This is a genomic window from Alteromonas gracilis (assembly GCF_002993325.1).
Classification (GTDB): domain Bacteria; phylum Pseudomonadota; class Gammaproteobacteria; order Enterobacterales; family Alteromonadaceae; genus Alteromonas; species Alteromonas gracilis.
In genome coordinates, this window is sequence record NZ_PVNO01000026.1 from 109,449 (window position 1) to 136,384 (window position 26,936).

The following is a 26,936-nucleotide window of genomic DNA, read 5'->3' on the forward strand; positions in this document are numbered from 1 at the left end:
ATGAAGAGTTTTTTGAGTGCTTTTTTCTTAGTAGGAATAGGCTTGGTTTCAAACACTGTTTTGGCAGCAGAAATTAAAGGCGACAAGGAAGCCATTACTATAGCGAAAGAACGTAAGGCTAGAGATGAAGGCTGGGGTACAAATGAAGCTAACGTCCTCATGGTACTGAAAAACTCTCAAGGGAGAGAAGCGACGAGAGAACTTAACGTAAAGTCCCTTGAGGTTGAGAATGATGGAGATAAAGCACTTACCGTATTTGAATCACCTCGTGACGTGAAAGGTACGGCATTTCTAAGTTTTTCTCATGCGCTGGAAGCCGATGAGCAGTGGATATTTCTGCCTGCATTAAAACGAGTTAAAAGGATTTCATCACAAAGCAAAAGCGGCCCTTTTGTTGGAAGTGAATTTGCGTTTGAAGATATGACATCTTACGAAGTGGAGAAATTTTCTTACTCTTTGCTAGGTGAAGACGAAGTGAACGGTGAAAAGTGTTTCGTTTTAAAACAAGTACCAGAATATGACTTCTCAGGTTATTCCTATCAAAAAGTCTGGATTGATAAAGCTCACTATCGCGTGCAGAAAGTGGAGTTTTACGACCGCAAGGAATCGTTGCTGAAAATACTTACGTTATTAGATTATAAGCAATTTAAGGATAAATATTGGCGCCCTATGAAAAGTTTGATGAGAAATATACAGACAAACAAATCAACCTCACTTATTACAGAAGAAATAACATTCGATACCGATTTAAAAGAGAGTGACTTCGACAAAAACAGCTTAAAGAGAGTTAGATGATAAAAAAAGTAGCTTTAAGTTCGCTTTCTCTGGTAATGGTTTCAACGGCGAGTGCTTTTGAAATTACGGGCTCTGCAGGCGCAGAGTTACGCTATTACCTTCAAGATGCTTTATACACGGAGCAAGAGCGTACCTACGGTTCGCTTTTTCTTTCCCCAGAGATTTATAGTGAGTTCAATGAAGGGCAAGATACCCTTATCTTTAAACCTTTTTATCGATTCGATGAGCATGATAAAGAGAGATCTCATGGTGATATTAGAGAATTACAATGGGCGCATTATCAAGACAATTGGGAAACGAAAATTGGTGTAGGAAAGGTCTTCTGGGGTCAAACTGAGTCTATACATCTTGTAGATATAATTAACCAAACTGACTCTGTAGAGTCTGTTGATGGAGAGGCCAAGTTAGGTCAGCCAATGCTTAATTTTTCCTACTTTTCAAATTATGGAAATTTTTCAGCATTTGTTATGCCTTACTTTCGAGAACGAACTTTCCAAAGTGTAGAAGGTAGATTACGTCCTCCTTTAGCTATCTCTGACGCTATATACGAGTCTTCTAGTGAACAGAGTAACCTTGATTATGCATTAAGGTGGCAATCATCAATTGGTGATTGGGAAGTCGGCTTGTCCTATTTTTCAGGAACAACAAGAGAGCCTGAATTAATCACGAGTATTTCACAAGACGGAAACGTGTCGATCAATCCTTACTATGCACAAATAAATCAGCTGGGTATTGACCTACTCAAAGTCAGCGGTGCTTGGCTACTTAAATTAGAAAGTATTTATCGCGAAGGTCAGTCTGAAGATTTTACAGCTTTGGTTACCGGCTTCGAGTACACCCAAGAAGGCATATTGGGCAGCAGATATGGAATAGGGTATTTGCTTGAATATCAATATGATGAAAGAGACAATAACTTCTTTGCGATTGGGCAAAACGACATCATGTTAGGTCTGCGTATTATGGCTAACGATATAGCGGGTACGGAAACGTTGTTTGGCTTTATTCAAGACTTAGATAATGAGTCTACCTATTCAGCGTATATTGAAGCGAGCAGCAGGCTTTCGGCCAATTGGCGCTGGAAACTAGATGGATATTTTTTTTCATCCAACGATGAAGAAGACCCTTTTTTCTTTTTGAGGCGGGATGACCACATTCAATTTTCACTAGAGTATTATTTTTGAGGTTAAGGAATAGATGAAGCAGTTTTTATGGATAGCAGGTGTAATGATATGTGGACTGTCTCAGTCTGTCGCTGCGCCTAAAAGTTATGGACTTGCAACAGTCGGATACAACGACGTTGATTACGCAGAGGCTAGCGACAAAAAAGTCACATACAGTTTAGCGTTTGGTAAGCAAATACATAGACAGTGGTACGCTGAAGTTGGGTACTTAAATCTTTTTGATTACTCAAATAATCAGGTTGACGCTAACGGAGATTCACTTTATTTGGCAATGCTTGGAAAAGCGAGCGGCGGAACAGGTGAGTTATTTTACAAGTTAGGCGTGGCTAGAGTTGATATAGATGTATCAGCGCAATGTGCCACGGAGGGAGTGACTTCAGATTGTGACCAATCAGAATCTCTTGCGGCAGGGCTAGTAGGCCTGGGGTTTGATTACTATGTGGGTTTAAGGTCAATGATTCGTATTGAATACCTTCATATGACAGGAGAAGACAGTTTCTCTACAAATATGGTTAATGTCGGTTTTAGGTATAACTTCAATTGATATTTGGAATCGTGAAATCCAAAAACCGTTAATTCGTGTAAAAACAAGTAAATTCACCATTATGGATTTACAATGAAAAACGAATTAGACAGCAAGTTCTTACTTCAGGTTTTCGACAAGATTCGTCAACACGGCGCTAAAGAAAATGAGCAGTATAAACTCAACGGTATTACTGCTTTTACCGACCACGACGGCTACACGCTTTATATCGAAGACGTGCATGTTAAGTTGCAGTTTGGTTTTCACAACCAGTATCACTTCGACTATGACTCAAAAGACCAATATGAGTCATTTGAGAAAAAGCTGAAGGAAATCGATAAAGAGTATTAAGTGCATACAGCCGATCAGTAAATAAAGGCGATGACCAGTGCATCGCCGTTATATTCGAAGACTGCCCTTTCATATTGTCTCCTTGGCTGTATACCGTTATTAGCCCCAGAAAAAACGTTCTGCTACAATGCCGACCAATTCATTTCAAGGGAAATAAACATTGGCGGCGGCAATCAAAGCACCTAAGTTCAAACTGGCATTTTTAGGTCCAAAGTTCTGGCCTGTGTGGCTAGGCGTATTCATTTTGTATTCGATAACATGGTTACCGCTTCCGGTCATCCGCGTTATTGGCAGTGGTACGGGAAAGCTTATTGCGTTAATCGTGCCTAAACGTGCCAAAGTTGCGAAACGAAATCTTGCCCTTTGGAACCCGTCATTGTCTGAACGTGAAGTTGAAAAGCTATACAGAGAAAATATTCGTCGTACCGGTATGGCTTTATTCGAAACGGCAATGGGATGGTGGTGGCCAAGCTGGCGCGTAAAGCGCGCAATCGAAATAGAAGGTACTGAACACGTAGAAGCGGCCTTTGCTAATGGAAAAGGGGTTTTCGGCATGGCGCTTCACAACATGAACTTGGAGTTTGCTTGTCGGGGCATTGGTTTTTTTCACCCGAGTATCGCGTTTTATCGTAAACACAATAATCCTCTGGTCGATTATCTTCAGTATCATGGGCGGAATCGTTCGAACAAATACATGATTGATAAACGCAATGCGAAAGCACTGCTTGCCGCATTAGACGATAAAGAATTGTGTTTGTACCTGCCGGACCAAGACTATGGCCCAAAACAAAGTATTTTTGTGCCTTTTGGTGGGGTAAAAGACACGGCAACCACCACAGCAACGCTTATGTTTATAAGGCGCAGTCATTCAGAGCCTATGATCATAACGTCTCAATACACCAAGCGCGGCTATAAAATAAAAATTTATCCACCGCTATCTCAGCTTGGTGAGATGAATGATACAGAAGCATTAACCTTGCTTAACCAGCACGTTGACGCCGCAGTAAAAGAGCAGCCAGAGAGTTATCTTTGGATGCATAAGCGTTTTAAAACTAGGCCCGAAAGTAACCCTGAATCTCTGTATAAATCATTGTAGATTGTTTGAAAGCGAACACTGGTGCGCCCAGAGCGGTCAAAGGTTGATAAAAGCTGGTAAAAATAGATAAATAGGATAATGGGATTACTCGTTGTTGGTAGACTAAACTAACAGTACGAAAATAGTGGTTTATGCGCATGTTCAAATGCGACAGAGGACTTTGCGGGAACAGATTGGTACGTTATGGGACAAACAAGTTATTCAAGCTCGTCATTTTGGGCTAAACAAATCGGTATTGCGGTGGTCCTCGTTATTGCTGCAGGTGTTCTTATATATATTTTACAAACGAATGAACAAGCGCCGGCGCCCGCTTCGCAGAAAGAAGAGAAATCAGTGTCAAAAGGGCTGAGCGAGTTCTATCGCGATTTTCGTATGTCTGCCACCGATCCTAAAGAAGAGGAGCAGGGCGATTTTGTTATTGATATCGCCGGTGTGGATGCGAATTTAGATAGCAAGTTAGCCAAAATGTCGAGTCAAACCCGTCCGGTAGAGAAAAACTGGACAGGCGAGTACAAAAATCGTGCGTTTAGAGAAGGCAATACTCTGCGCGAAGCAATTTCCCAGTATGCCCAGGCTGAAGGCATGCAGGTAATTTGGAATTTAGAGCAAGATTTTGTTATCAAATATCAGTTCCAGCTCGATAATACGGTTTCTGGCTCGCTAGCAAAAATCGCTAGTGCTATCGATAGTAGCTTTGAAGGCGAAGTGAAAGCTTACTTATGTGCTGAACAGCGCTCTCTGGTTGTCACTGCAGAGGAAACAGATTTCCTTTCTAAGAATTGTCGACTGCTGAGGGCTTAAGGTCCAAACGACTTAAAGTAAAAAGGTTAATACGACGGATAGTTACTTTAACCTTAACCGCTCTTGATTAAGAACCCGTAGAAGTCTCCAAGTGTGAAACGATTCGGCGTTTATAAGGTAGCTTAATAAACACCGCTCTTAAAATACCGATTAGTCGCAAACCTTTTATCCATTAACTTACTCACTGCATTTGCCGAAAAGGTTGTCCCAATGGCGTGTGACTTCCTCGCGTATTGCGTCTAACTCTTCGCTTTGGTCTGCATATTTTGTATCTGCAAGCGTGAGATGATGGTATTGCTCCCGCAGTTTTAAGTACGCCCGTTGCAGCTTCGTAGCGGTCTCAGCAGAAATAATATTGCTCTGGACAGCGCTATCAAAAATACGCAAATTATCTGGATACGTTGTCATACTTTCTACCGACTGCGCATTGGCAAGTACGAAGTATTGCGCCATAAATTCGATGTCAGTAATCCCACCCACGCACTGTTTTAAATCAACTTTTTCGTTGTTTTTAGCGAGTAGATGTTCACGCATTTTAAGGCGCATCTTACACACATCTGTCGCGAGCGCTTGTTTGTCTCTTTTTTGGGTTAAAATCGTGCTTCTTACGCGATTGAAATCCTCTAACAGTTCAGCGTCACCGCAAACAGCACGAGCGCGAACCAATGCTTGATGCTCCCAAGTCCATGCTTCTTCTGTCTGATATTTTTCGAATCCGTCAATATGACAGCAAAGCAGCCCTGCATTTCCAGATGGTCGCAAGCGTAAATCGGTTTCATAAAGCTGCCCAAATAATGTCTTTGTGTTGAGCAGGTGCATAATGCGTTGAGCTAGCTTTATATAAAACTGCTGAGCTTCCAGTGATTTTTTACCGTCGGTACTGATACCACGAGGTGCGTTATGCAAAAACACCAAGTCTAAATCAGAGCCATAGCCCAATTCATAACCGCCGAGCTTGCCATATCCTATAACAGCAAAGCCTTTTTCGTTACCTTCCAAATGTGAAGGAACGCCATAGCGCTCACGCATCTGCATCCAAGCAGCATTTACGGCGTGCTCAAGGATAACTTCGGCTAAAACGGTAAGCTTATCACTTACATTATTTATAGGGAGCGAGTCGCTAATGTCGCTGGCTGCAATGCGAAGCTGTTGACAGAGTTTAAACTGACGAAGACCGTCCATTAGCATTTCCACATCGTCTTGCTCTATGCGGAGCATGGTCTCCCGAAGCTCAAGCTGATATTCCTTCTTACTGGTATGAATGTCGGTATTCTGTTGCCCTAAATATAACGGGGTAAGTAATTCATCTAGCAGCAGCGGAAAACGTTTAATTTCTTGCGCAATCCAGTCACTGCGCTCACATAGTTTAACCAGTTGTTTTAGCACATCAGGGTTTTCAAGAAGAAGGTCGAGGTAGGTTGTGCGCCCAGTGATAGCTTCAATAACGCCCAGTAACCGGTTGAGAACTTGCGCTGCATGATTCGGGTGTTGATTGATAAGTACGTATAAAATCTCAGGAAGCAATTTGTTTAACGTATCTTCCCCTTTTTGACCTATACGATAGTTTCGCTGCTTATCTTTAAAGGTCTTAAGCGCGATGTAAATACCGCTGCTATCTGCCGCCGATAAATAATCGCTAAACGTCTCTGCAAACTCGTCTTCTTGTAGAGGAAGGCGCCAGGCATCTTGGCAGGCGGTAAATAATTGGTCTTCATCTGAGTGGGTTTCGTGAGATTCTTCCACCAGCTCATTAAAGTGGCCATGGATACGTGCCATAGTAGCGTCGAGCTGCTTAAGAAATTCAGCGTATGTACTATACCCCATTACCTCGGTAAGTGCGCTCTGCTGCCAAGGTGCTTCTGGTAGGGTTTGAGTTTGACGGTCCTGGCTTTGCTGAAGCGTGTGCTCCACTTTTCTCAAAAAAAGATAATCGTGTTTCAACTGTTCGGTAACGTTACTTTCTACAATGCCGAGTTCACTTAAGGCAGTTAAAGTGCGAAGCAGTGATTTACTCTGTAGGGCAGGTTCTCTTCCACCGTGAATAAGCTGAAAGCTTTGCGCAAAAAACTCAACTTCCCTGATACCACCTGCACCTAGCTTAATATTCTTATTTAAACGACGGCGACGAATTTCGGTGGCAATCAACTTCTTCATGTTGCGAAGCGCGTCAAGCGTGGTGAAATCAAGGTAGCGTCTGAAAGTAAATGGGTGAAGAATACTTTGCAGCCAAACTGCGTTTTGTGAATTATCATCGTTAATAATTCGTGCCTTTACCATGGCAAAACGTTCCCAGTGACGGCCTTGATCTTGATAGTAATCTTCAAGTGCAGCAAAGTGCATAACCAGCGGGCCGGAATCACCAAAGGGACGCAGGCGCATGTCTACACGGTATACTTGACCGTCGTTGGTTACCTTATTGAGCGCCTGGATAAGTTTTTGCGCAACCTTGGTAAAAAACTGCTGGTTCTCTAAGCTCTTACGGCCGCCTTGCGTTTCACCTTTTTCAGGGTAAGCAAAAATTAGGTCGATATCGGAAGAAAAGTTCAGCTCTTTCCCGCCTAATTTACCCATGCCCAAGATATACATGTGCATATCTTGGTTACCGCTTTGTGGCTTTCCATAGCGAATGGCTAAATGATGATAAATCCATTGGTATGCTTGGGTGATCAACACATCAGCTAATGCTGAGACTTGTATTAGCGAACTTTCAATAGTCTGTTTATTTAACGTATCGAGAAACGTAATACGCGCCATTTCTTGGTTGCGATACTCTCTAAGCACTTTAAGCAAATCGTCTTCGTTTGAAACATTGGAGAGTTTGCCTTTCAACACCGATTCATATTCAGATGAGATATGTTGTGCATCGCTATCTACATAAGGTTTTGGCAGAGCGTTTTGCGGCACTTCATTAAGGTCAACAGGCAGTGCGTCATCTTGTTCACTTGTATTTTGAGTTTGGTTTTTTTTAGGTGTTTTGGGTTTTAGGGATTGGGCACCAATGACATGTGATAAGAAGCTTGGTTTTTGGATAAGCGTTTCTGCCAAAAATGCAGAGCGAGAAAACGCGAGTTTTAATAATTCACTGTGTTGTACCGCAAGGTTTTTATCATCTGCCGTTAACGATGGTACTGTTAACAATTGCTGCCAGAATTTCTCGGCTTGTTCTACGTTTGTCATGCTATTTTCGTTATCTGTTGGCATAATGCTCGCATCTTTTTGATAATATTCCGGTCTTTAGAAAAAAGCTCGCGTTTTGGTGTTGAAACTCATTCGATAGCGCAAGTATTAAAGGCTTGGGCGTAATTGAAGTTGCTAGCGTCAACACCCGATTCAACCAAGTCCCAATTAAAATAAATCTGAACAAGTTCTTTCCCATCATTGTACAAGTTTGTAATAGATGGAAGCGGTTCATTTAGATGTTATTGTTTTTACAACACTAATTGAATGCATAAATATAGAACTTTCTATGTTCAAGGAGCAAAGATAACGTGGAAGCATTAGTAAAACTAGTACCCCTTACACAAGAGCTACTCATTTATTTGGCCATGGATGTGGCGATAGCGTTGGTACTTCTGATGATCATGAAGTGGTTAACTGGTGCATTTAGAAAATATTCAGTGACAGAAGAGTTAGGAGTTAAAGATAACTTTGCTTTCGGTATCAGTATCGCGGGTGGCATGCTGTCTTTATGCATTGTGTTAAGTTCAGTGGTTGGGCGTCATATTGGTGTGGGATATCAGGAAGCGGCGATAGGTATGGTGACGTTCGGTATAGTGGGGATCGTACTCGTAAAATTCGGGCGCTTTGCTCACGACAAGCTGGTGCTTAATAAGGTAGACACCCATGCAATGATTGCCGAACGAAGTGTAAGTGTAGCACTCGTTGATGCGGCGAGCTTGGTGGCAAGTGCCATTGTGTTGCGCAATATTATGATTTGGGTTGATGGCAGTGACATGAATGCACTAATTGCGATTGTTACTGGTTTTACCGTGGTGCTTACCATGCTGCTGGTGATGACGCGAATTTTAGAATTCAGGTATGCCCGCGATAATCAAAATGACTCGTTTCAAGGCGCGCTTGAAAAAGGGCAGTTAGCACTCGCTATCGAGCATAGCGGCAATCTTCTTGGTACGGCTATGATAGTGTCGGCAGCAAAGAACCTGCTTATTTACAATCCATCGGGTTATGTGAGCAATGTAACAGGCTGGTTGATTGTAAGTGTAGGGCTAGCGATAGCACTTCATTTGCTGGTACTGGCGAGTAAGAAAATAATTCTTTTTGGCATGAATATTCGGCAAGAGGTGGACCATCAGCACAATGTGGGGGTGGCTGCCCTTGGTTTCACGCTAAGTATTGGTAACGCCATGATCATAAACGGTGTTTTAGGCGGGTAGAAAGCTTTTAAGTTCTCATCAACGAGCGTTGTGCCCGTATCGTTTTTAAACAACGCAGAACGTGTAGGGCTCAACTTGACGGCACATTTCAATCTTCGAACTTTGCCTTCACGCACGCTAAATCGTTGAGCTGCCCTTTTTTGATAATGCCGTCTTTTTGTGGGCGGCTCATTTGCTTGACGGCATATTCAAGCTGGGCTGCATGTATTTTATCTGCTACTTCGAATACCGCTTTAAAACTCAGCGGCGACTTACCTTTAAGCGCCTTGGCGCCACCTTTAAGTTCGCCCCTGTGTTGTGCGATGCGTCGCTTGGGGTCGGTTGTGATCCCCGTATAAATTTGCCCAAGCTTGTTCTCTATAAGATAAAGATACCACGGGTTATTTGTACATCCTTGGTGGGTATTGCCGTTCTTGGCTGTTATACTCTGTGCCAATGTTTTTAAAATCTACAAAGTTATTCTCAGCATGATATTACCAGATTTTAGCAAAGCGAAAGTGCTTATTGTCGGCGACCTAATGTTAGACCGTTATTGGAGCGGTGGCACAGGGCGTATATCTCCCGAAGCACCAGTGCCAGTGGTTAACGTTAATAGTTCTGAAGACCGAGCTGGTGGTGCTGCAAACGTTGCAGTAAACGTGGCAACTCTTGGGGCTGAAGTAACTTTGCTGGGCATGTGCGGTAAAGACGAAAATGCGAATATTCTCAGAGAGCGTTTAGCAACTCACAACATTCAGTGTCAGTTTTTTGAGGTAGAGGGTTTTGATACCATCACCAAGCTTCGCGTCATGAGCAGAAATCAACAGCTTCTGCGTTTGGATTTTGAAAAAAGCTTTGAACACGCTGATAAATCAGAATTGGAATTGGCTTTTGATAAAGCGCTAGACGAAGCTGATATCGTCATTTTGAGCGATTATGCTAAAGGGTGTTTGAGCGATCCCGCAAGCCTTATTGAAAAGGCACGCAGCAAAAATAAGCGCGTGGTAGTTGACCCGAAAGGCAGTGACTTCGGTAAGTACGCTGGTGCTACGCTAGTTACCCCAAATATGGACGAGCTTCGCGGCATTGTTGGCGAGATAGGTAGCGAACAGGTGCTAGTGGAAAAAGCACAGTCATTAAAAGAATCGTTGAACTTAAGCGCGCTTCTCGTAACTCGCTCAGAAGATGGTATGACGTTGTTTGACGGCGACAACAGCGAGTTTCATTTACCTGCTAAAGCGAAAGAAGTATACGACGTAACTGGGGCAGGGGATACAGTTGTCTCCACGCTCGCTGTTGCCATGGCCTGTAACTTGCCACTTCAAGCTGCTTGTGTGCTTGCTAACTTAGCCGCAAGTGTCGTAGTTGGAAAGTTAGGTACCTCTACCGTCACTAACACCGAGCTAGCATTAGCGTTAGGCGAACAGTCAGTTCATCTGGACGGCGGTGTGATGACAGAAGACCAGCTGGAGATTGCGCTACAAGCAGCGAAATCACGAGGCGAGAAAGTGGTAATGACAAACGGCTGTTTTGATATCCTGCACTCTGGTCACGTTGCCTATTTAGAAGAGGCTGCGCAGCTCGGCGACCGATTAATTGTAGCGGTAAATACCGATGCATCAGTCACTAAATTAAAAGGACCTGGTCGCCCGGTAAATAACGTAAGCCGACGTATGGCAGTACTTGCAGGCCTAAGCGCTGTCGACTGGGTTGTACCTTTTGAAGAAGATACGCCACAGCGCGTTATCGCCCGATTGTTACCCGATGTGCTCGTTAAAGGCGGTGACTACAAGGTTGAAGACATTGCGGGTGGCAAAGAAGTTGTGGCTAATGGCGGTGAAGTTAAGGTGCTTACCTTTGAAGATGGCGTGTCTACCACAGGTATTATAGAGCGCATCACGCAAAATAAGCTGTGTTAGCATTCAAGGTTTAACAAATAAAAAGATAACACTTCGAGAATGGCGCGTTGTTGGTTACCATATAATCAAAAGTTACGCGTCGAGCACCAACAATATTACGTTTTTTTGAACGCACATTCTTTAATGGAATAACGGTAAATTGCATGTACGAAAGTTACTACGGACTTAACTCGAAACCGTTTCAGTTAACCCCCGACCCTCAATTTTTCTTCGCGAGCAAATGGCACAAGCGTGCTATGTCTTATTTGCAGTATGGCCTGTCTCAAGCTGAAGGGTTTATTGTTATTACCGGTGGAATAGGCACGGGAAAAACGACCGTTGCCAACAGTCTGCTTGAAGAAATTGAAGACGATATAGCCGCGGCCCAAATTGTAACGCCAAAGCTGTCGCCAGATGAGCTGGTAAAGATGGTGGCGTCTAAATTTGATGTTCCTACCGAAGGGCGTTCGAAAGCGGACATTCTTAAGGCCCTCGAAATATTCTTGTATGACCTAAATAGAGCGGGGCGTCGCGCTTTGCTTTTAGTAGATGAAGCACAGAACCTTCCTCTGGAAAGCATAGAAGAGCTAAGAATGCTGAGTAACTTCCAGCTGAACGGCAAGCCGCTTATTCAAAGTTTCTTACTGGGGCAGGAAGAGTTGCAGCCAATTTTGCGTGCGCCGAACATGGAACAGTTTAGGCAGCGTATAGTGGCATCTTGTCATTTGGCACCGCTATCGTTAGAAGAGTGCAAAGAGTACATCGAGTATCGCCTACACCATGCCGGTTGGAACGGTTCTGCGTTATTTAGTGATGAAGCGTTAGAGCGCATTCATATGTTTTCTCGCGGTATTCCCCGTAAAATTAACACCCTTATGGATAGGGTAATGCTCTACGGCTTTCTAGAAGAGCTTGAAAGCTTTGATGCTAATGCGGTAAACGAAGTAATTGAAGAAGTGAAAGCTGAGATGTTCGAGCCTGATAAAACGGGCGCAGAAGTGACCGAACATATGGGCTTTGCCGACCACCCAGAAAGTCAAACTATCATGACCCCAAAGGGGAATGTCATACGCGATACCAAGTACTATTTGGATATGCTGGCAGAGCTAGTAGACGCACTAGATGACGCTATTTCACAGAAAGTGAAAATGACCCAGTACGTAGACAAACTTATGAAGAAAAAGTTTAAGACCTATGTACGGTTAAAGAGTGATGATAAGAAAGAGTGATAAAAGAAAAGCGCCAAAATGGCGCTATTTCTTTATTGATATTTGTAGATAATGGAAAGTGAAATACGTCGGTCTGAGAAGTCATTTCCGAACAATCCCACTCCTGCATTAATCTCACCAGACTGCTCAATATAGCTAAAATCAACAACCGCGGTTAACGATTTTCCAAACTCACGCTGAAGAGCAATATTGCCTCGCCAATTGTCTGATTCGCCATCTAATTCTTGTTGTTCTGATATCTGAGTAATGTTGGCGTAAGTAACCTCTGCATTAAGGTTTGTATAGCTACCAAGCTCATACGCCAGTGAAGTACCAAGTGAGTATGTACGTCTCAATCGTTCTAAATCAAGGTAATCATCTTCTGCATAGCGAGAAGTTAGTGCGATAGTAATTCTAGAAAAGTCATAACCAGCTTGAAAGTTTGTGCTTTTTCTCACTATGATATTGTCATCAAACTCAATTACTTGCGATGTGAGTTGGACTAATTGTTCATTTGCATCAGGTTGATATACAAGAGTGCTTGGCTGAAAGCAATCAGCAATTGAGATGTTGGCAGCAGGACAAACAAATACGCCCAAGTTCTGAGGGTTCGCTAAAAGCCTTGATGTGTTAGTTACGTCTTCACTGTAGTTTAACGATGTTCGAAAATACTTAGAGTTGTAGGTAGCATCGAACGCCACAGCTTCGCCGTAAAAACGTCTCCCATACGACCCTGATAAATTAGTGCGGGAACTCAATGCCCAATTGAAATCGAGACCTACAAAGGTTTCATTATTGTCTTCGTCCAGATCGGAATCACTCTTATTGGCAGTGATTGCGATGTATCTATCTTCGCTCTGACGATACGACAATCCAATACCGTAAGAGTTGAACTCGCGTGTAATACTCGTAGTGTCATCTCGATTAGAAATTTGGTTGGCTTCGTGTCTAGCGTTGAGTCTCACACCTATATCTTTAACGATTGCTACGTCTACAAAAGCGTCACCAACTCGGGTCACAAAGTTACCGTCGTTAGTTTGTGCGCGATCGGTATTGATATATGCGCCGTTCAACTCCCACAAAACTTGTCTACGGTTGTCGCTATTAGACATTCCGCCAAATAGTTCTAGGGTGTTGTTATCCAAAGCCTGCCCATTGTTGAGCGTCGAGCGCTCTGAAGCAACGTCTGAATAAGCAACCCCACCCTGAGCCTTAATCCAACTTAACCGTTCCAAATTAGCAAGCGCTGAAACACGATTTGAGCGAGTTTTTGATAGAGAATCAGAGTTGTTTAAAAAATCAGAAACTAAGTAGTTGTTTGCATTTGCATTTTGATAATTCAATGCACCGGTAGCTTCAATCTGAAAGACGCGTTCAAATGGTTGCCAAATAACGCTATAGTTGTACTCTTCAAAGGTATCTCTGCGGCTATCGCTGACTTTGTCTCGTTCGAGATGCGTTAGCGAACCTGACCAAAAGCCACTAAATGTCCTTGTGTCGATACTGGCATTAATTGACGGTGCAATTTGAAACGTATCTAAAGAGAGCTGCCCAAGATCCTCAGATTTTACATCCTGGAAAATATATTCGGCTTCTGCTGTTCCTGTTACTTTAATTTCAGCGAAAGCGTTAGAGGCGCTTAAGAGTGAGATACTCAAAGATATGCCCCAAACCGTCGTTTGCTGTTGCGTACGTTGTTTAGTTTTCTCGCTCAGCATAATAATATCCATAGTATCCACTTCCATCAGTATCGTGGTGTATTGACTTATTCACAACGAACCCGATGGCCATTTCGGGATTTAATCGCTCTACCGACATCTTTATATCGTTAACTTTGGTCTTTCCCTCTTCGACTACAACAACGGCTTGGCCAGCAAAGTTAGCTAAAATCGCACTCTCATTAATACCAATAAGAGGAGGAGTATCGAAAATGACGATTCGATCTGGATATCTGTTGGCAAACTCATCAACGGTTTCATGCATCTTTTGACTTGCGAGCATTTCAGTTGATAAGTGGTGCGATTTGCCAGCAGGAATAATTTTTAGCTTATCTATGTTTGTGGAATATAGAACTTCAGAAATATCCTCTACGTCTCCTGTCAAATATTCCATTAAGCCTTTTCTACGCTGTAAACCCAATGTATTCAATACATTAGGTTTGAGTACATCAGCGTCAACTAAAAGTACTGTTTTATCTTGTTCTGCTGCAATACTTAAAGCCAAATTAGTCGCTGTAAAGGTTTTTCCTTCTGAGGGGCGGCTGCTAGTAACCATAATTATATTTGGGTTATTCAATGTTTTTGACATCGCACCAAACGCGTTTGCTATAAGCTTACGCTTAATTTCTCTGTACTCTTCATTGATTTGTTTGCGTTCACCCAAAACCGATATGTGGCCTTTATCACTCAACGCTTTCAAGTCAAGGTCGAATTGGGGTAAGTTGAAACTTGAGCTAGCTTTTTCGACCCTCATCGGCTCTTTCGAAAGGCTTTCAGTTACTGCGTTTTCAGCTGATGTTAGTTCTTCATTTTCTTCGCTTTTGAAGCCTGAAGAATTTTCTATTTTATTCTTTATTTGACCTTCTCGTTCAGCTTTTTGACGCTGCAGAGCTTTTTCAATAGTATTTTTCATTTAAAAGAACCTCTCTGCGATATTTATATTCATTACGTCGGCAGCGACAAGTACGCCATAGATCATAACAATTGCGCCTGAGGAGACGAGAAAAACAAGAAGTTTTCGGTTATTCTTTTTGCTTATTCGCTCTAGTTCCAAATGACTCACCGTTCCCCAGATAGGGTAATCAGATAATCGAAGCAGCTGTTTCGGCCTTATAAGTACTGGGTTTAACTGACTAATTAAAAAGGCTAACCCTATACCTGTACCAAATCCTACAAATAAAACTGCGGTGTAAAGTATGATTCGATGAGGGCCTGAAGGCTTACTCGCTACAAGTGGTGGTTCTATAATTCGAAATTGCAGTTCTTCGGACGACACCTCTGCTCTTCTTGAAAGGTCAGCCGCTTCTCTTCTTCCAAGCAATTCTTCGTACTTTTTCTTCAGAATGTCATAGTCGCGATTGAGTGCTGAAGATTCAGCCTCAATTTGAGGGATAAGGTCAACTTTTGATTCTAATTCAGCAATCTTTGTTTTTAAATCAGACTCTTTTACCTTCAAAGAAGCGATTTCACTTTGAAGTCGACTCATTTCAAGTCGAATTTCTTGAGTGAGTTCATTCATTGGGCCTTGAATATCACCCTCGGCAGCAGCTAGAAACGCTTCAACTTCTTTCTTCCTAGATGCTTCTAAACTTTCCAGTAGTTGTTTGGTTTCAATGACATCGGGATGCTTGTCCGTAAATCTTAGTCTCAACCTATCCAGCTCTTCTTCCAAGTTTTTTATACGGTCATCGTAACGAGTTTTTAAAACGCTATCCTCTTGATTCGTCACTCCTAAATTTGAAGTCGAAACTTGGTCTTTTATTTGTGAACTTAAAGAATCTACTTGTTCAATTGTTTGACGAATTGAAAGTTTAGTAACTTCTAACTCTGAATTTAGCGTTTGAAGACGAGAATAGTATGTACCAGAGAGTGGTAGGATGTTGTTGTATTGTCTCTTAAAGTTAGCTAGACGCTGTTCCGATTCCGATAATCGAGATTCATACTCTGCTATTTGCTCTTCGAGGAATCGACCCGCGGTATCAGTATCTCTCCTATTATTTCCAAGAGAGCCCTCTACGAACAAGTCTAGTGTTTCTTGAACAACGCGCTGCGCAGTAACGGCATTGGGATGCTCATAACTTATGTTGTAAATATTGTCTCTTCCGGCAGAACGGAGCTGTATTTGAAATGCCAGTTGCGTAACTAAATCTTCAAACTCCGCCGCAGAGTTAGTCGTTATATCTAAATCGCTTTCCCTCGCGATTATTTCAACGTTAGAACGGCTAAGTAGAGTTTTTGCCATCATTCGCACTTCGGAATCAGGATCAGTTTGTATCGCTAATCCTTTCAGTAATGGCTGTAAGACCGAGCGCGTATCCACATAAACCTGAGCCTTTGACGTGTATTGGTCTGGAAGAGAAGCAACTAGTAAGAAGCCTAATGGGCAAATGAGCCACGACGCAATAATAACATAGCGTTTCTTAACCCAAACTCCTTTAACTAAATCTAAAAATTGGAGTAAGGTTTGTTGTAAATCTTGCATTAAATTGTTCCGTTAACTGCTTAGAACTAAAACCATGCTTCTGGAATGATAACGATATCGCCTGGCAAGATGTCGACGTTCTTTGCAATGTCACCATTGCGAATGAGGTCGTCTATGTCCAAGCTGTATGTTGTTTGCTTACCATCAACTACGCGAACAAGTTTCGCGCCATTACCGTGCGCGAATTCTGTTAAACCACCAACCGCTATCATCAGGTCTAATAAGGTCATGTGTTCAGTGTAATTGACCGCGCTTGGATTAGTTGCCTCTCCGATTACGCGAACTTGCTCACTTAAAGGTCCAGAGAAATTGTTGACACTCACAGTTACACGGGGGCTGTTAATAAATGTAGAAAGCTGCTCTTCAATTTCGCGCGCAAGCATTGAGGGCGTTTTGCCCGCAACATCAATATCTTCAACTAATGAGGTCGTGACCTTTCCATCAGGGCGAACTACAAATTGACCTGATACTTCGGGGTTTCTCCATACGAAAATAGTTAATGTATCACCTGGACCAATCAAATATTGATATTGGTTTACATCAGTGGTGAGAGACGGACGGGTTGTAGCTTGTGGCAATGACGAACTAGTAGAACACCCAACTATCGAGGTTCCCACTATTGCTGTAGCTACATAGCAAAACGACTTAAAGCGATACATAAGAGATCATCCTACACTCATTATGGTTAATTTTTAGCGTACTTTTTTGTTTACCCTACGGGAATTGACACTATAATGCCAACATCAATTCTAGTCTATTAGAATAAATCCCTTTATGATGGGTTTTAAAAAGTAGTTTGAGGGGGCCAGGGTGGCATTAAACAAGCGAAATCAAAATAAACGCTCGAATATATTAGTTATAAGTGAAGCATTACTTATTGCTTACATCGGGTACATCACCCACTTCATACTAACGCAAATTGGGCTATCATCCCAAGTCTCTATCGAAAAACTTGTTATCAATACTGGTCTATTAACTATCTCAATTCTTTTGTGTTCACTCTCGGTGGGTCTCTATGAGGCGAAGCTCCGTGAAACCTTCAGAGGTATTATCCGACGAATCTTTGTAAGTGTTGGATTAAGTTATTTCTTAGTAGAGGTGGTGAGTAGAGCATTATTTGATGGATTACTCATGGGGAGCTATTTCCTCCCTGCTTCAGTGTGCGCAATCATTATAACACTCGTTGTTTTCAGATATTTCACGAATCGTCTAGGTTTGTTAGGTTTGGGAAAGGTGAGGATAGTAGTTTTGGGGGCAGGGGAGCGGGCGTCGATAATTGAAAAAAGAATGCGTCGTGATGTTGACCGTATTGGCTTTGAGTTAGTCGGCTTTGTCCCTATTCCAGGAGATAATCGAGAAGATGGCATACGAAAAGAAAAAATAATTCATGTGAAGGTAGACGAGAATTTTCAGCAATTTATTACAGATAATGAGATTGAAGAAATCGTTATAGCGTGCGATCAACGACGCGGTACTTTGCCAGTTGAAGTACTGTTCGATTGTCGACTACGCGGCATTGAGGTTACCGAGCTACTTGATTTTATGGAACGTGAAACCGGTCAAATAGTCGTGAATCTTATGTACCCTAGTTGGGTTATTTACTCTAACGGGTTTAAGAGCCAAAACTATTTACGTGATGCCTTAGATTATACAGTTAATGCGATGCTAGCCTTCATCATATTCTTTTTTGTGTGGCCTATTATGCTCGCTACCGCGATTATCATTTACCTTGATGATGGGCGGCGAACTGGGGTTTCTGTCCTCTATAAACAAGAACGAGTAGGGCTGAACGGACAACTTTTTAAAATACTTAAATTTCGAAGTATGCGTCCTGACGCCGAGAAAGATGGCGCTAAGTGGGCAAGTAAGAACGACGACCGAGTTACGCGGATAGGGCATTTTATTCGCAAATATCGAATAGACGAACTCCCACAACTGCTTAACGTTTTTAAAGGGGAAATGTCGTTCATCGGGCCACGACCAGAAAGGCCGCAATTCGTGGAGCAATTGGTTAGAGAAGTACCGTATTACAATCAACGACATAACGTGAAGCCTGGTTTGGCAGGATGGGCACAACTAAACTATCCCTATGGAGCAAGTGTCGAAGACTCAATGGAAAAACTTAAATTTGATTTGTATTACGTAAAGCATCAGAGTTTATTGTTAGATATCCTCATACTTATTAGAACAGTGGAAGTTGTATTGTTCGGCAAAGGAAGATAACTGCATTTAACACGAAGTAGAGTAGTAGCAATGGAATTAAGGGTGCACAGTCGTTTTTGGATATTACTAGCGATCACTGTAGTTTGGAGTGTAGTAAACTATCCAATTATGGGGTCTCTATGGACATACAGTTTTGACGATGGCACGTACTCTCATGCGTATCTTGTGCCCTTTATTGTTATTTATCTTTTTCACATTCTAGAACAAGAAAACCGTGTATCATATCGAGATAAGCTCAGTATAACGTGGAGCATGCTAGCAGTTGCGATAGGCTTTGGGCTAGTTCTAGCTACGTGGTCGCAAATTAGTCTGCTTTATTGGGCCGCGTCTTTGCTGGCTCTGTTTGCTTTAGTTTTTTGTATATTTAGATTTAACATATCTACTTTTTTTCCATTCGCGTTTTTAGTTTTCATTTTTCCCTTTTGGGGCGCACTCGCTTCCCCTCTCCAGAGTTTGTCGGTATACGTTGTAAGCGCGCTCATGAGCCTAACAAGTATACCCGTATATGTAGAAAATGAATTTGTTACCATTCCGGCAGGCGTTTTTGAAATCGCCGAAGGTTGCAGTGGTTTGCGTTACGTTATTGTTTCCGCCGCCATAAGTAGTCTTTATGTGTTTTTGTATTTAAAGACAATGCGCTCGGCACTTATATTTACAACAGTTGCGTTAGTTGGGGCATTAGTAACCAACTGGTTGAGGATTGTAGCGCTTATCGTGATTGGTCATGAGACAGAAATGCAAAGTAGTCTTATGACTGATCACAACAATTTCGGTTGGTATATTTATGTTCCTGTCGCTATCTTTCAGTTTTATATTGGAAGGAAACTGGAAGATAGAGAATCTGACATTCTTGAAATAAACGAAAAAGTAATTAAACCACATAGCTCATTACTCCCTTTGAAAAATGTTGTTGCAACTGCCATTATTGGGGTTATCCTTTCTTCGTCTGTCGCAATGTCATCTGCTCAGCATAACAGTCAAGATACTTGCGCAAGCCAGCCGCTCCCTATTTTACCTGAAATACATAATGCTGAACTGGTTTGTACAGATAAATCAAATGACGTTGCTTCTGCAAACTTTTATTTCTATGGCACATCCTTTGACAGTAAAGCCTCTTATTACCTTAATGACCCTTTGCCCACAGGCTTCACTGCGCTTAACGTGACTAAAAATGAAAACTGGAATTTGCTTGAAGCGAAAAATAATAAGGGTGAAAGGTTCCTTATTGCTTATCGTTACGGTACAGATTTCGGACACTACTTATCTCCACTATCTCTAAAAAAAGCGCGTTTGCTCAACGCCTTTAGTGCTAATACGTCGTCGAATATCCAGTGGAAACTTACCCGTTGTAAAAACACATGCAATAAAATGGATGTGGAAAGAGTTTCCCTGTGACAGCGCTTAATCGTATCTTGGTGATAACTGACCTTGACGGACTACATTCTATTCGAGAAAACTGGCTGAAACTTGAAGAGGTAGCCTTATTTAAAAATCTCTTTAACAGCTATGATTGGGTAGATACATGGGCTAGGCATTACGCCCACTATATAGAAAGGTTGTTGATTTTCACGTATTGGCGTGAAGGCGAACTGTGTAGTATTTTGCCTTTATATATAAATACTTCAAACGCTACTACGGCATACTATATTAGTAGCTTTGAGCCATCGCATATTGAGACATGTAGTGAAGCTCAAGATTTCATGTCACTTTCTGTAGACACCTTGCCACCAGTAAGAATGTTCAAGCACCACTTAGTAGAGCAAGGGATCAACAACATCAAAATGAGTAACCTTTCTCCACGCTCACTCTTTCTCAGTTGGGCAAGTGAGTTGCCAGGCTTTCGAGAAGTAACAAAAGAGCGTGTACGATTCTACATCCCCTTGCTCACTGGAATGGAAAAGTTAAACAAAAAAACGCGAAGGTATCGTAAGGCTGCCACTAAAATAGGAATGAACATACGAAAAGTATCTCATATGGAAGAGTTAGAAGTGGTGTTTTCTGCACTAACAAAACTAAATAGCGAGCGTTGGATTGCCAAAGGACAGCCCGCTATTTTCGTTGAAAAGACATTTACCGATTTTCACAAAGATATTGCTAGAAAGTTGCTAATGAGCAACAAGTTATCGCTTTATTATCTCTACAAACAAAATAACATAGTCGCAGTCAATTACAGTATTGTCTCTGGAAATTCACTCATTTTTTATCAAAGTGGAAACAATACGTCTTTCAGACCAAATATCTCGCCTGGAATTATACTTCACTATGCGCAAGCAATCGAAGCTCAGAATCAAGGTAAGGACATGTACGACTTTATGTCTTCAAGCAGTGCAAGTGAGTACAAGTCGAAATTGACCGATACCAAGGAAGATGTTGTGTCATTTGCTTTATATATAAGCCCTTTGAGTTTTTTCAAAAGTAGACTTTTAGAAACTATAAGAACCATAAAAAGGTGGGGAGTAAGTAGTGTCAAACCATCCCACAGCTAAAAGAGCATTTGGTCAGCCTGATACGCACTCTGGTGCTGCGCTAGGGTATTTTCTGCTTTGCGTCTACACCGCGTTGGTATTAATACGTCCACATGAGTGGCCCGTTCTTAATATACAGTTTCCAATTTTGCGCACAGTGTTAATTGCTACGTTTTGTGTATATCTCATATCACTAAGACCTAAAATATGGAACACACAGTGCACTATTTTAGTTCTGATGTTTTTCGCCATGTTAATGTCTGAAGTTAGGGCATTTCGCTATTTTTCAGACTTGTCCTTAGTTATTGATTGGATCAATTCAAATACTATACCTTTCATACTCTATCTGGGGTTTTTGAGCACTATTGCTCGTCAAAAGATAATACTATTAATATCGGTTGCGGCATGCCTAGTAATGACTCAGCATGCTTATATTCAAGTGAATGACCCTTTTGGGCAAGGTTGGGCAGAGTCAGTTATTTATCGAAATGATGGCCCCACAGAGATGATGCAAGCCAGATACATTGGCATATTTAACGACCCAAATGATATGGGAATGTTTCTTGTTATGAATATTCCCATTGCAGTTTTCTTTTTAACCAATGCAAAAAGAAAACTAATAAAGCTACTGTGGTGTGGTGTGCTGGCTGCATTATTTTTAGGGATCTACTGGACTGGTAGCCGAGGCTCTTTAGTGGGTTTAATGGCGGTATTGTTCTCATTTTTCTATTTGCGATTTGGTAAAGTGAAATCGTTAGTACTGGCCGGATTATCAATCCCAGCCTTACTCGTTATTATGGGATCATTTCGTTCTATTAGTAAAGACGATGAAAGCTCAATGCAGCGCCTTACTGCATGGTATGAAGGAATACAAATGCTCGGTCATAGACCATTATTTGGGTTCGGGAAAGGGCGTTTTTTAGAGTACCACCCGAAAGTAGCACACAACTCTTTTGTTACCATAATGGCAGAATTAGGTTCTATTGGATATATCCTTTGGATGACATTCTTATTCTTGTGTTTTTTCATGCTTTTCAAAGTAGTAAAGCTAAAAACTCAAATAGCAAACCCGTGCGATAAACTACAACAAGAGATTTTATTGGCAACTTATTTGGTTATTGCGTTAATAGGTTATTGTGCTACTGCTTTTTTTATTAGCAGAAGTTTTATAATGTTTTTGTATATTTTCGCAGCAATGTCTGCTGCTTGCTTTGTTAGATGTTCAAATCTTGTGAGTAGAGGTACGCTCCAAGTTTCAGGAAACGATATATTTAGATTGATGGCGTTAAGCGCTGTTAGTTTACTCGTACTGTGCCAATTAATAATAATTCTCCTCAAAATTTAATAAAAAGGGTCTGCTAGGTGAGTATAGTTGAAGCAAGTGTCATCGTTGCTGTTTATAACGGCGAGAAAACGCTGTCTAAAACCATAGAGAGTATCCTCAATCAAACTTACACTAATTTTGAACTCATCCTTGTCGACGACGGCTCTTCAGATGGCTCAGCAGCATTAATTGAGCGGTATTTAGGTGATGAGCGAGTCAAGTACTACAAGAAAGAGAATGGTGGCGTAGCGTCGGCCAGAAACTTTGGTATAGAAAAAGCCAATGGAAGGTTTATTGGGTTTTGCGATCAAGATGACCAATGGCTTCCGGAGAAATTAAGCAAACAACTGCCCTTGTTCAATGATAACGACGTTGGGTTGGTTTATAGCTGGGTAAATGTCGATACGCTTGGTGTTTTGACAAAAAGCACGCCAGAATATTCAGGTGACTGTTTCGAGGCTCTTCTCAATCGAAATTTTATCTCGTGCTGTTCCGCTATGGTCCGAAAAAGCTGTATCGAAAAAGTCGGTGGCTTGGAGGAAAGCCGCGCGTTACACGGTGTTGATGACAGGCATTTATGGTTGAAAGTTGCACGAATTGCAAAGCTTGCAGTGGTTAAAGAGCCGCTAGCCGTGTACTTTATTCACGGTGAGAACTACTCGCTAAATGAAGCGAAAATGCTTGAAGCAGACCTTTTGTGTATTGATATGATTGAAAACACCGAAGGGTTAGACAGCCAGCAAAAAAAGTTATGTAAATTGGGGCGGTATAATATTTACAAGCACTATGCACACAACTTCTTTTACCAGAACGACACAACGAACGTTGCTAAGTGTTTGTTTTCTGCATGGCGCATTAAGCCGTGGCATTTAGAGTTATTACTCGCCAGTACGGCGGCATTTCTCACCGTGCCTGTAGTCCTCAAGAAAATAAAACAAATAAGAAAGCGAGCGAAATAAATATGCAAAGTAACGCGTTAGTTGTCATTGGTATGCATAGAAGTGGTACTTCAGCGCTATCTGGTTTGCTCAATGAACTGGGTGTTTTTATGGGAAAGTCGCTTTTCGCTGCGCAAAAAGGGGTAAACGAAAAGGGCTTTTTTGAAAACTCCGAGCTCGTAAAACTCAATGATCTTTTACTCGATGCCCAACTGTCTTCTTGGGATGACCCTTTGATGACGACAGAAACTGCAAGCACCGAAGATCTATTGCGTGACTACGAACAAAGCGCACAAAAGATGTTGACTACAGACTACAGTAGCCAACCACTTTGGGGTATGAAGGATCCTAGAACTACGCTACTGCTGCCATTTTGGCGTCATATCTTTTCAAGCCTGCCGTCTGTAAAGGTTAATTACATACTGATGCTTCGTTCACCCTTCGAAGTCGCTGGCTCACTTAAGAAGAGAGACGACTTTTCATTAGAAAAGTCGCTTATGCTTTGGCTCAATTACACGTTTCTCGGTTATTTTAACTCATTGGATGCTCCAAGGTTGATAGTGTCTTACGACAATCTATTGTCTTCACCTGAAACGATTGCAAAAAGTATTGCTGAACTTGTCGACTTAACCGCCGAGATTGATGAAGAGCAGCTTGGCTTTGTGGACAAGAAACTAAGAAATCAAACGAGCCATGTGGTGCCCGACACCTATTTATCAGAGCTTGCTAACGAATTGTATTGCAACCTGTCAAAAGAACATGTTGATCATCAAGCCATAGTTTCGCTAAGAGAGAAGTACGAAGACTACCAGCAAGGGTTGTCAGCGGTATTAAAAGAGCACTGTGTCAGTATAAAGAAAGAAGAAGTTTTTTATCGCCACCTCTTCTTGGACGCCTATGACTCGTTTTGGTGGAAGTTCAGTTGGCCAATTAAAAAACTAGAACATTTACTGAAAGGAAAGCGGTAATGCAGCATGTAGTAGTAGGTGTAATTACGTGTAGAAGGCCCGCTTGGCTTTCAAGACTTTTGGATAGTTTGATACTTCAAGAAGTCAATAGCAACGTTAACGTAACTATATTTGTTGTTGATAATGCGCTTGATGAAGAAACCAAGTCGGTAGTACTAAACAAGACTATCAAGAACAAACAAATCGCGCTCCATTACGACACTGAGCCTAAAGCGGGTATTGTGTTTGCACGAAATAAGTGCGTAGCGTTGTTTCAAGAAGCGGACGCCGATTTTCTTTTGTTTATTGATGATGACGAGTGGACGAAAGATACTGACTGGATTCAACGCTTATTAGATGCCAAGAGTAAATACGGTGCAGATATAGTCACTAGTCGGGTCATTTCTACTGGGGAAAATGACGTTCCGAGCTGGGCTATCGACCTTATCTATGGCGATAACCCCTATTCGGAAGGTGACGAAGTTAAAGCGTTTTATACAAACAACTTGTTACTTTCAAAAAATGTCATAGAAAAAACAAGCCCTTGTTTTGATGCTCGGTTTGCCATGACAGGGGCGAGCGACTATCACTTTGCACTACGTTGCAATCATCTTGGATTGTCTTGTGTTTACACGGAAGCGCCAGTAATCGAAGAATTTCCGAAAAGTCGTGCCACCGTTAAGTGGTTTTGCCGCCGAGGCTTTCGTTCGGGGGTCGGTTACACGCGTTCTCATTTATTTGAAGAACAGCTATTCAAAGCCGTCTCTCGCGTTTGTCTTATGTCAGGTGTACGTGTAGCAAGGGGGATTGTAAGTGTTCTTGTGGGCGTATTTACACTTAACAAACGAAAGCTGGTAGACGGGCTTTTTCGCTTTTGCGCTGCAGCAGGGACAATTGCCGGTTTATTTGGTGTGAAACACGAAGAATACAAAGTTATTCACGGAAAATAAGGGTAGGAAAATATGTAGCATAATGCCTAAGTTGGCCTGTGTGTAAAATCTTGAGGCAAGTGAACCATTTCAGGGTTTATATTTTTCAGCAATAAGAATTTTTTGATATAGAGAAGCGCAATGAGAGAAGTTGTACTCAACTCACTCAAGTGGGTGGCTATTGGCAAAGCTATAGGCCAAACCGTAAGGTGGTTGACAACAATATTTACCATACGATTTTTGTTTCCAGAGGATTATGCTGTTATTGCACTGTCTTCTTTTTTTACATCACTACTATGGTCTTTTAGTCGAAGCGGTATTTCTGCAGCGCTGATTAGAGAGAAAGAGTTAGACGAACGAACGCTGAGTGAGTTTTTTACTTTCACAATTATTGCACATCTATCGTTGTTCATTATTTTACAATCAAGCGCGAGCGTCCTCGCTGACTTTTATGGCGATGAAAGACTTGAAGACGTTATACGTTTTTCTTCAATAACTTTTTTGATTGCTTTAATTGGTTTCATTCCAGGCACATTACTCAACCGAAACATGAACTTCAAAAAGCTCTCAATGGTGGACGCGACTGCGGAGTCTATTAGTGCTGTGACTACCGTAACATTAGCGTGGGCAGGTTTTGGGTTTTGGTCAATCATAATAGGAATGTTATTGGCGGAATTGCTTAAACAGTGTGGATATTTGTTTAAAAATACTGTTTGGGTTATGCCGAGATGGTTCACATCCAAGACTAAATCAATCTTTGAATTCTCATGGAAGGCGTCACTTCAATCCACTGTTGGCTACATGATTTTTAATGTCGATGTTGCTATTGCTGGTATGTATTTATCGACTATTGAACTTGGTTATTATCAATTTGCTGTAATGCTCGCGATGATGCCTGCAGCCAAAGTACTTCCTCTCCTTCGTCAAGTGGCGTTCCCCGTGTATTCAAATATTCAAGAGGACTCAAAAGCGATTCAACATTACTTTTTAAAAAGTTTACGATTAAGTGCTTTACTGTTTGTTCCAGTTTTCTTTGGGTTGGCGGCTGTATCTAACACGCTAACCTCGGCATTCTTTGGAGATAAATGGAACGGTGCAACTACTGTCTTGTTCATTTACTGTCTTTCAATGCCTTTGAAAGGCATTGAACAGTTGTTTGGGCCGCTTTTAAAATCTTTGAATAAGATGAATGTGATTATAGGAAATACTGCCATATTCGGTGCTGTGCTCATCCCATCGTTTTTTGTTGGAGCGCAGTTCGGGGGAGAAGGGTTAGCCATTGCTTGGTTAGTCTCATTTAGTGGCTGTTTTTTTATTAGCACCAGTCGTTCCTGTAATGCGTTGAGTATAAAGCACTCAAGTGTCTTATTGCTCCTAGTTAAACCCTATTTAATAGGGACTACAATGTTAGCAGCATGTATCCTTCTGGATACATTGCTGGGCAATTTCATTAATGTTTGGATTGTCCTACTGTCGCAAGTACTTATTGGTACTTTTATGTATGTTGGATTAACGTGGTTATTTTCACGAGATGAGCTGAAAGAGCTTATGAATTTGTTTAAGCGAAAGTAATACGCTTTCAGCTTCCTAAGCGCTTCATTTTTTAAATGTAATGGAAAGGTATGTTGAGACTTATTGTTTAGTTTTTACATATTGAATTGCACTCGAGTATTTTGTAAACCTA

General features: G+C 41.7%; 23 protein-coding genes. 17 read left to right on the forward strand and 6 right to left on the reverse strand.

Going from position 1 to position 26,936, the window contains the following annotated elements:
• The 6 genes from C6Y39_RS12355 to C6Y39_RS12380 all read left to right on the forward strand — a co-directional run bounded on the left by C6Y39_RS12355 (nt 1) and on the right by C6Y39_RS12380 (nt 4,747).
• The gene (locus tag C6Y39_RS12355; RefSeq protein WP_105931570.1) at nt 1–795 is read left to right on the forward strand and encodes an outer membrane lipoprotein-sorting protein; all 795 of its coding nucleotides are present in this window, start codon (nt 1–3) and stop codon (nt 793–795) included.
• Complete coding sequence (locus C6Y39_RS12360; protein ID WP_205664198.1) at nt 792–1,976, forward strand: hypothetical protein; 1,185 nt, start codon at nt 792–794, stop codon at nt 1,974–1,976. Before C6Y39_RS12355 ends, C6Y39_RS12360 begins: the two co-directional genes overlap by 4 nt.
• 13 nt (nt 1,977–1,989) lie before the next feature.
• The gene (locus C6Y39_RS12365) at nt 1,990–2,520 is read left to right on the forward strand and encodes an outer membrane beta-barrel protein (RefSeq protein ID WP_105931571.1); all 531 of its coding nucleotides are present in this window, start codon (nt 1,990–1,992) and stop codon (nt 2,518–2,520) included.
• A gap of 72 nt (nt 2,521–2,592) precedes the next feature.
• Nucleotides 2,593–2,850 (forward strand): DUF3081 family protein, encoded by a 258-nt coding sequence (locus tag C6Y39_RS12370; protein WP_105931572.1) that lies wholly within the window; start codon nt 2,593–2,595, stop codon nt 2,848–2,850.
• Nucleotides 2,851–3,010: 160 nt separating this feature from the next.
• On the forward strand, nt 3,011–3,946 hold the full coding sequence (gene lpxL, locus C6Y39_RS12375) for an LpxL/LpxP family Kdo(2)-lipid IV(A) lauroyl/palmitoleoyl acyltransferase (protein ID WP_105931573.1): 936 nt from the start codon (nt 3,011–3,013) through the stop codon (nt 3,944–3,946).
• 183 nt (nt 3,947–4,129) lie between these two features.
• A complete protein-coding gene (locus C6Y39_RS12380; protein WP_105931574.1) occupies nt 4,130–4,747 on the forward strand; it encodes a TcpQ domain-containing protein in 618 nt (205 codons plus the stop codon).
• Between the two features lie 177 nt (nt 4,748–4,924).
• Here the strand turns inward: C6Y39_RS12380 and glnE are convergent, their stop codons facing one another.
• Entirely contained in the window at nt 4,925–7,948 is a 3,024-nt protein-coding gene (gene glnE, locus C6Y39_RS12385; protein ID WP_105931575.1) for a bifunctional [glutamate--ammonia ligase]-adenylyl-L-tyrosine phosphorylase/[glutamate--ammonia-ligase] adenylyltransferase, read from the reverse strand.
• Between the two features lie 287 nt (nt 7,949–8,235).
• Here glnE and C6Y39_RS12390 point away from each other — a divergent pair, with 287 nt between their 5' ends.
• Nucleotides 8,236–9,141, forward strand: a complete 906-nt coding sequence (locus C6Y39_RS12390) for a DUF350 domain-containing protein (protein WP_105931576.1) — start codon at nt 8,236–8,238, stop codon at nt 9,139–9,141.
• Nucleotides 9,142–9,229: 88 nt separating this feature from the next.
• On the opposite strand, the gene C6Y39_RS12395 is transcribed toward C6Y39_RS12390, so the two are convergent.
• Nucleotides 9,230–9,577 carry a GIY-YIG nuclease family protein gene (locus tag C6Y39_RS12395; protein ID WP_105931577.1) on the reverse strand — a complete coding sequence of 116 codons (348 nt, stop codon included), beginning with the start codon at nt 9,575–9,577 and terminating at the stop codon, nt 9,230–9,232.
• Between the two features lie 31 nt (nt 9,578–9,608).
• On the opposite strand from C6Y39_RS12395, the gene hldE reads away from it, so the two are divergent.
• Both hldE and C6Y39_RS12405 read left to right on the forward strand, forming a co-directional pair.
• Nucleotides 9,609–11,039 carry a bifunctional D-glycero-beta-D-manno-heptose-7-phosphate kinase/D-glycero-beta-D-manno-heptose 1-phosphate adenylyltransferase HldE gene (gene hldE / locus C6Y39_RS12400; RefSeq protein ID WP_105931578.1) on the forward strand — a complete coding sequence of 477 codons (1,431 nt, stop codon included), beginning with the start codon at nt 9,609–9,611 and terminating at the stop codon, nt 11,037–11,039.
• A 143-nt stretch (nt 11,040–11,182) separates the two neighbouring features.
• Complete coding sequence (locus C6Y39_RS12405; RefSeq protein WP_105931579.1) at nt 11,183–12,247, forward strand: XrtA/PEP-CTERM system-associated ATPase; 1,065 nt, start codon at nt 11,183–11,185, stop codon at nt 12,245–12,247.
• A 32-nt stretch (nt 12,248–12,279) separates the two neighbouring features.
• On the opposite strand, the gene C6Y39_RS12410 is transcribed toward C6Y39_RS12405, so the two are convergent.
• Genes C6Y39_RS12410 through C6Y39_RS12425 form a run of 4 tightly spaced genes read right to left on the reverse strand, consistent with a single transcriptional unit; the run spans nt 12,280 to nt 17,085 of the window.
• Nucleotides 12,280–13,956: a porin family protein gene (locus C6Y39_RS12410; protein ID WP_105931580.1), complete on the reverse strand. Its 1,677-nt coding sequence runs from the start codon at nt 13,954–13,956 to the stop codon at nt 12,280–12,282.
• Nucleotides 13,925–14,857, reverse strand: a complete 933-nt coding sequence (locus tag C6Y39_RS12415) for an XrtA-associated tyrosine autokinase (protein ID WP_105931581.1) — start codon at nt 14,855–14,857, stop codon at nt 13,925–13,927. The genes C6Y39_RS12410 and C6Y39_RS12415 overlap by 32 nt, the downstream gene beginning before the upstream one ends.
• Nucleotides 14,858–16,426 (reverse strand): XrtA system polysaccharide chain length determinant, encoded by a 1,569-nt coding sequence (locus tag C6Y39_RS12420; protein WP_105931582.1) that lies wholly within the window; start codon nt 16,424–16,426, stop codon nt 14,858–14,860.
• A 26-nt stretch (nt 16,427–16,452) separates the two neighbouring features.
• A complete protein-coding gene (locus C6Y39_RS12425; RefSeq protein WP_105931583.1) occupies nt 16,453–17,085 on the reverse strand; it encodes an XrtA/PEP-CTERM system exopolysaccharide export protein in 633 nt (210 codons plus the stop codon).
• 151 nt (nt 17,086–17,236) lie between these two features.
• On the opposite strand from C6Y39_RS12425, the gene C6Y39_RS12430 reads away from it, so the two are divergent.
• The 8 genes from C6Y39_RS12430 (at nt 17,237) to C6Y39_RS12465 (ending at nt 26,824) form a co-directional block, all read left to right on the forward strand.
• Nucleotides 17,237–18,649, forward strand: coding sequence for a TIGR03013 family XrtA/PEP-CTERM system glycosyltransferase (locus C6Y39_RS12430; protein WP_105931584.1), 1,413 nt, complete (start codon nt 17,237–17,239; stop codon nt 18,647–18,649).
• 30 nt (nt 18,650–18,679) lie between these two features.
• Complete coding sequence (gene xrt / locus C6Y39_RS12435) at nt 18,680–20,044, forward strand: exosortase (RefSeq protein WP_105931585.1); 1,365 nt, start codon at nt 18,680–18,682, stop codon at nt 20,042–20,044.
• On the forward strand, nt 20,041–21,135 hold the full coding sequence (locus C6Y39_RS12440; protein WP_105931586.1) for a GNAT family N-acetyltransferase: 1,095 nt from the start codon (nt 20,041–20,043) through the stop codon (nt 21,133–21,135). Before xrt ends, C6Y39_RS12440 begins: the two co-directional genes overlap by 4 nt.
• Nucleotides 21,113–22,459, forward strand: coding sequence for an O-antigen ligase family protein (locus tag C6Y39_RS12445; protein WP_105931587.1), 1,347 nt, complete (start codon nt 21,113–21,115; stop codon nt 22,457–22,459). Before C6Y39_RS12440 ends, C6Y39_RS12445 begins: the two co-directional genes overlap by 23 nt.
• 17 nt (nt 22,460–22,476) lie before the next feature.
• Nucleotides 22,477–23,397 carry a glycosyltransferase family 2 protein gene (locus C6Y39_RS12450; RefSeq protein WP_105931588.1) on the forward strand — a complete coding sequence of 307 codons (921 nt, stop codon included), beginning with the start codon at nt 22,477–22,479 and terminating at the stop codon, nt 23,395–23,397.
• Complete coding sequence (locus C6Y39_RS12455) at nt 23,301–24,344, forward strand: sulfotransferase family protein (RefSeq protein ID WP_146128605.1); 1,044 nt, start codon at nt 23,301–23,303, stop codon at nt 24,342–24,344. The genes C6Y39_RS12450 and C6Y39_RS12455 overlap by 97 nt, the downstream gene beginning before the upstream one ends.
• A complete protein-coding gene (locus C6Y39_RS12460) occupies nt 24,344–25,273 on the forward strand; it encodes a glycosyltransferase family 2 protein (RefSeq protein WP_105931590.1) in 930 nt (309 codons plus the stop codon). Before C6Y39_RS12455 ends, C6Y39_RS12460 begins: the two co-directional genes overlap by 1 nt.
• Nucleotides 25,274–25,393: 120 nt before the next feature.
• Nucleotides 25,394–26,824, forward strand: a complete 1,431-nt coding sequence (locus C6Y39_RS12465; protein ID WP_105931591.1) for a lipopolysaccharide biosynthesis protein — start codon at nt 25,394–25,396, stop codon at nt 26,822–26,824.
• Nucleotides 26,825–26,936 lie beyond the last annotated feature (112 nt).

Coding starts and splice junctions, on each gene's coding strand:
- C6Y39_RS12370 (WP_105931572.1), top strand. CDS start 2,593: ATGAAAAACGAATTAGACAGCAAGTTCTTACTTCAGGTTTTCGACAAG.
- C6Y39_RS12355 (WP_105931570.1), top strand. CDS start 1: ATGAAGAGTTTTTTGAGTGCTTTTTTCTTAGTAGGAATAGGCTTGGTT.
- C6Y39_RS12415 (WP_105931581.1), bottom strand. CDS start 14,857: ATGAAAAATACTATTGAAAAAGCTCTGCAGCGTCAAAAAGCTGAACGA.
- C6Y39_RS12460 (WP_105931590.1), top strand. CDS start 24,344: ATGCAGCATGTAGTAGTAGGTGTAATTACGTGTAGAAGGCCCGCTTGG.
- C6Y39_RS12380 (WP_105931574.1), top strand. CDS start 4,130: ATGGGACAAACAAGTTATTCAAGCTCGTCATTTTGGGCTAAACAAATC.
- C6Y39_RS12360 (WP_205664198.1), top strand. CDS start 792: ATGATAAAAAAAGTAGCTTTAAGTTCGCTTTCTCTGGTAATGGTTTCA.
- C6Y39_RS12465 (WP_105931591.1), top strand. CDS start 25,394: ATGAGAGAAGTTGTACTCAACTCACTCAAGTGGGTGGCTATTGGCAAA.
- C6Y39_RS12365 (WP_105931571.1), top strand. CDS start 1,990: ATGAAGCAGTTTTTATGGATAGCAGGTGTAATGATATGTGGACTGTCT.
- C6Y39_RS12410 (WP_105931580.1), bottom strand. CDS start 13,956: ATGGATATTATTATGCTGAGCGAGAAAACTAAACAACGTACGCAACAG.
- C6Y39_RS12420 (WP_105931582.1), bottom strand. CDS start 16,426: ATGCAAGATTTACAACAAACCTTACTCCAATTTTTAGATTTAGTTAAA.
- hldE (WP_105931578.1), top strand. CDS start 9,609: ATGATATTACCAGATTTTAGCAAAGCGAAAGTGCTTATTGTCGGCGAC.
- C6Y39_RS12425 (WP_105931583.1), bottom strand. CDS start 17,085: ATGTATCGCTTTAAGTCGTTTTGCTATGTAGCTACAGCAATAGTGGGA.
- glnE (WP_105931575.1), bottom strand. CDS start 7,948: ATGCCAACAGATAACGAAAATAGCATGACAAACGTAGAACAAGCCGAG.
- C6Y39_RS12405 (WP_105931579.1), top strand. CDS start 11,183: ATGTACGAAAGTTACTACGGACTTAACTCGAAACCGTTTCAGTTAACC.
- xrt (WP_105931585.1), top strand. CDS start 18,680: ATGGAATTAAGGGTGCACAGTCGTTTTTGGATATTACTAGCGATCACT.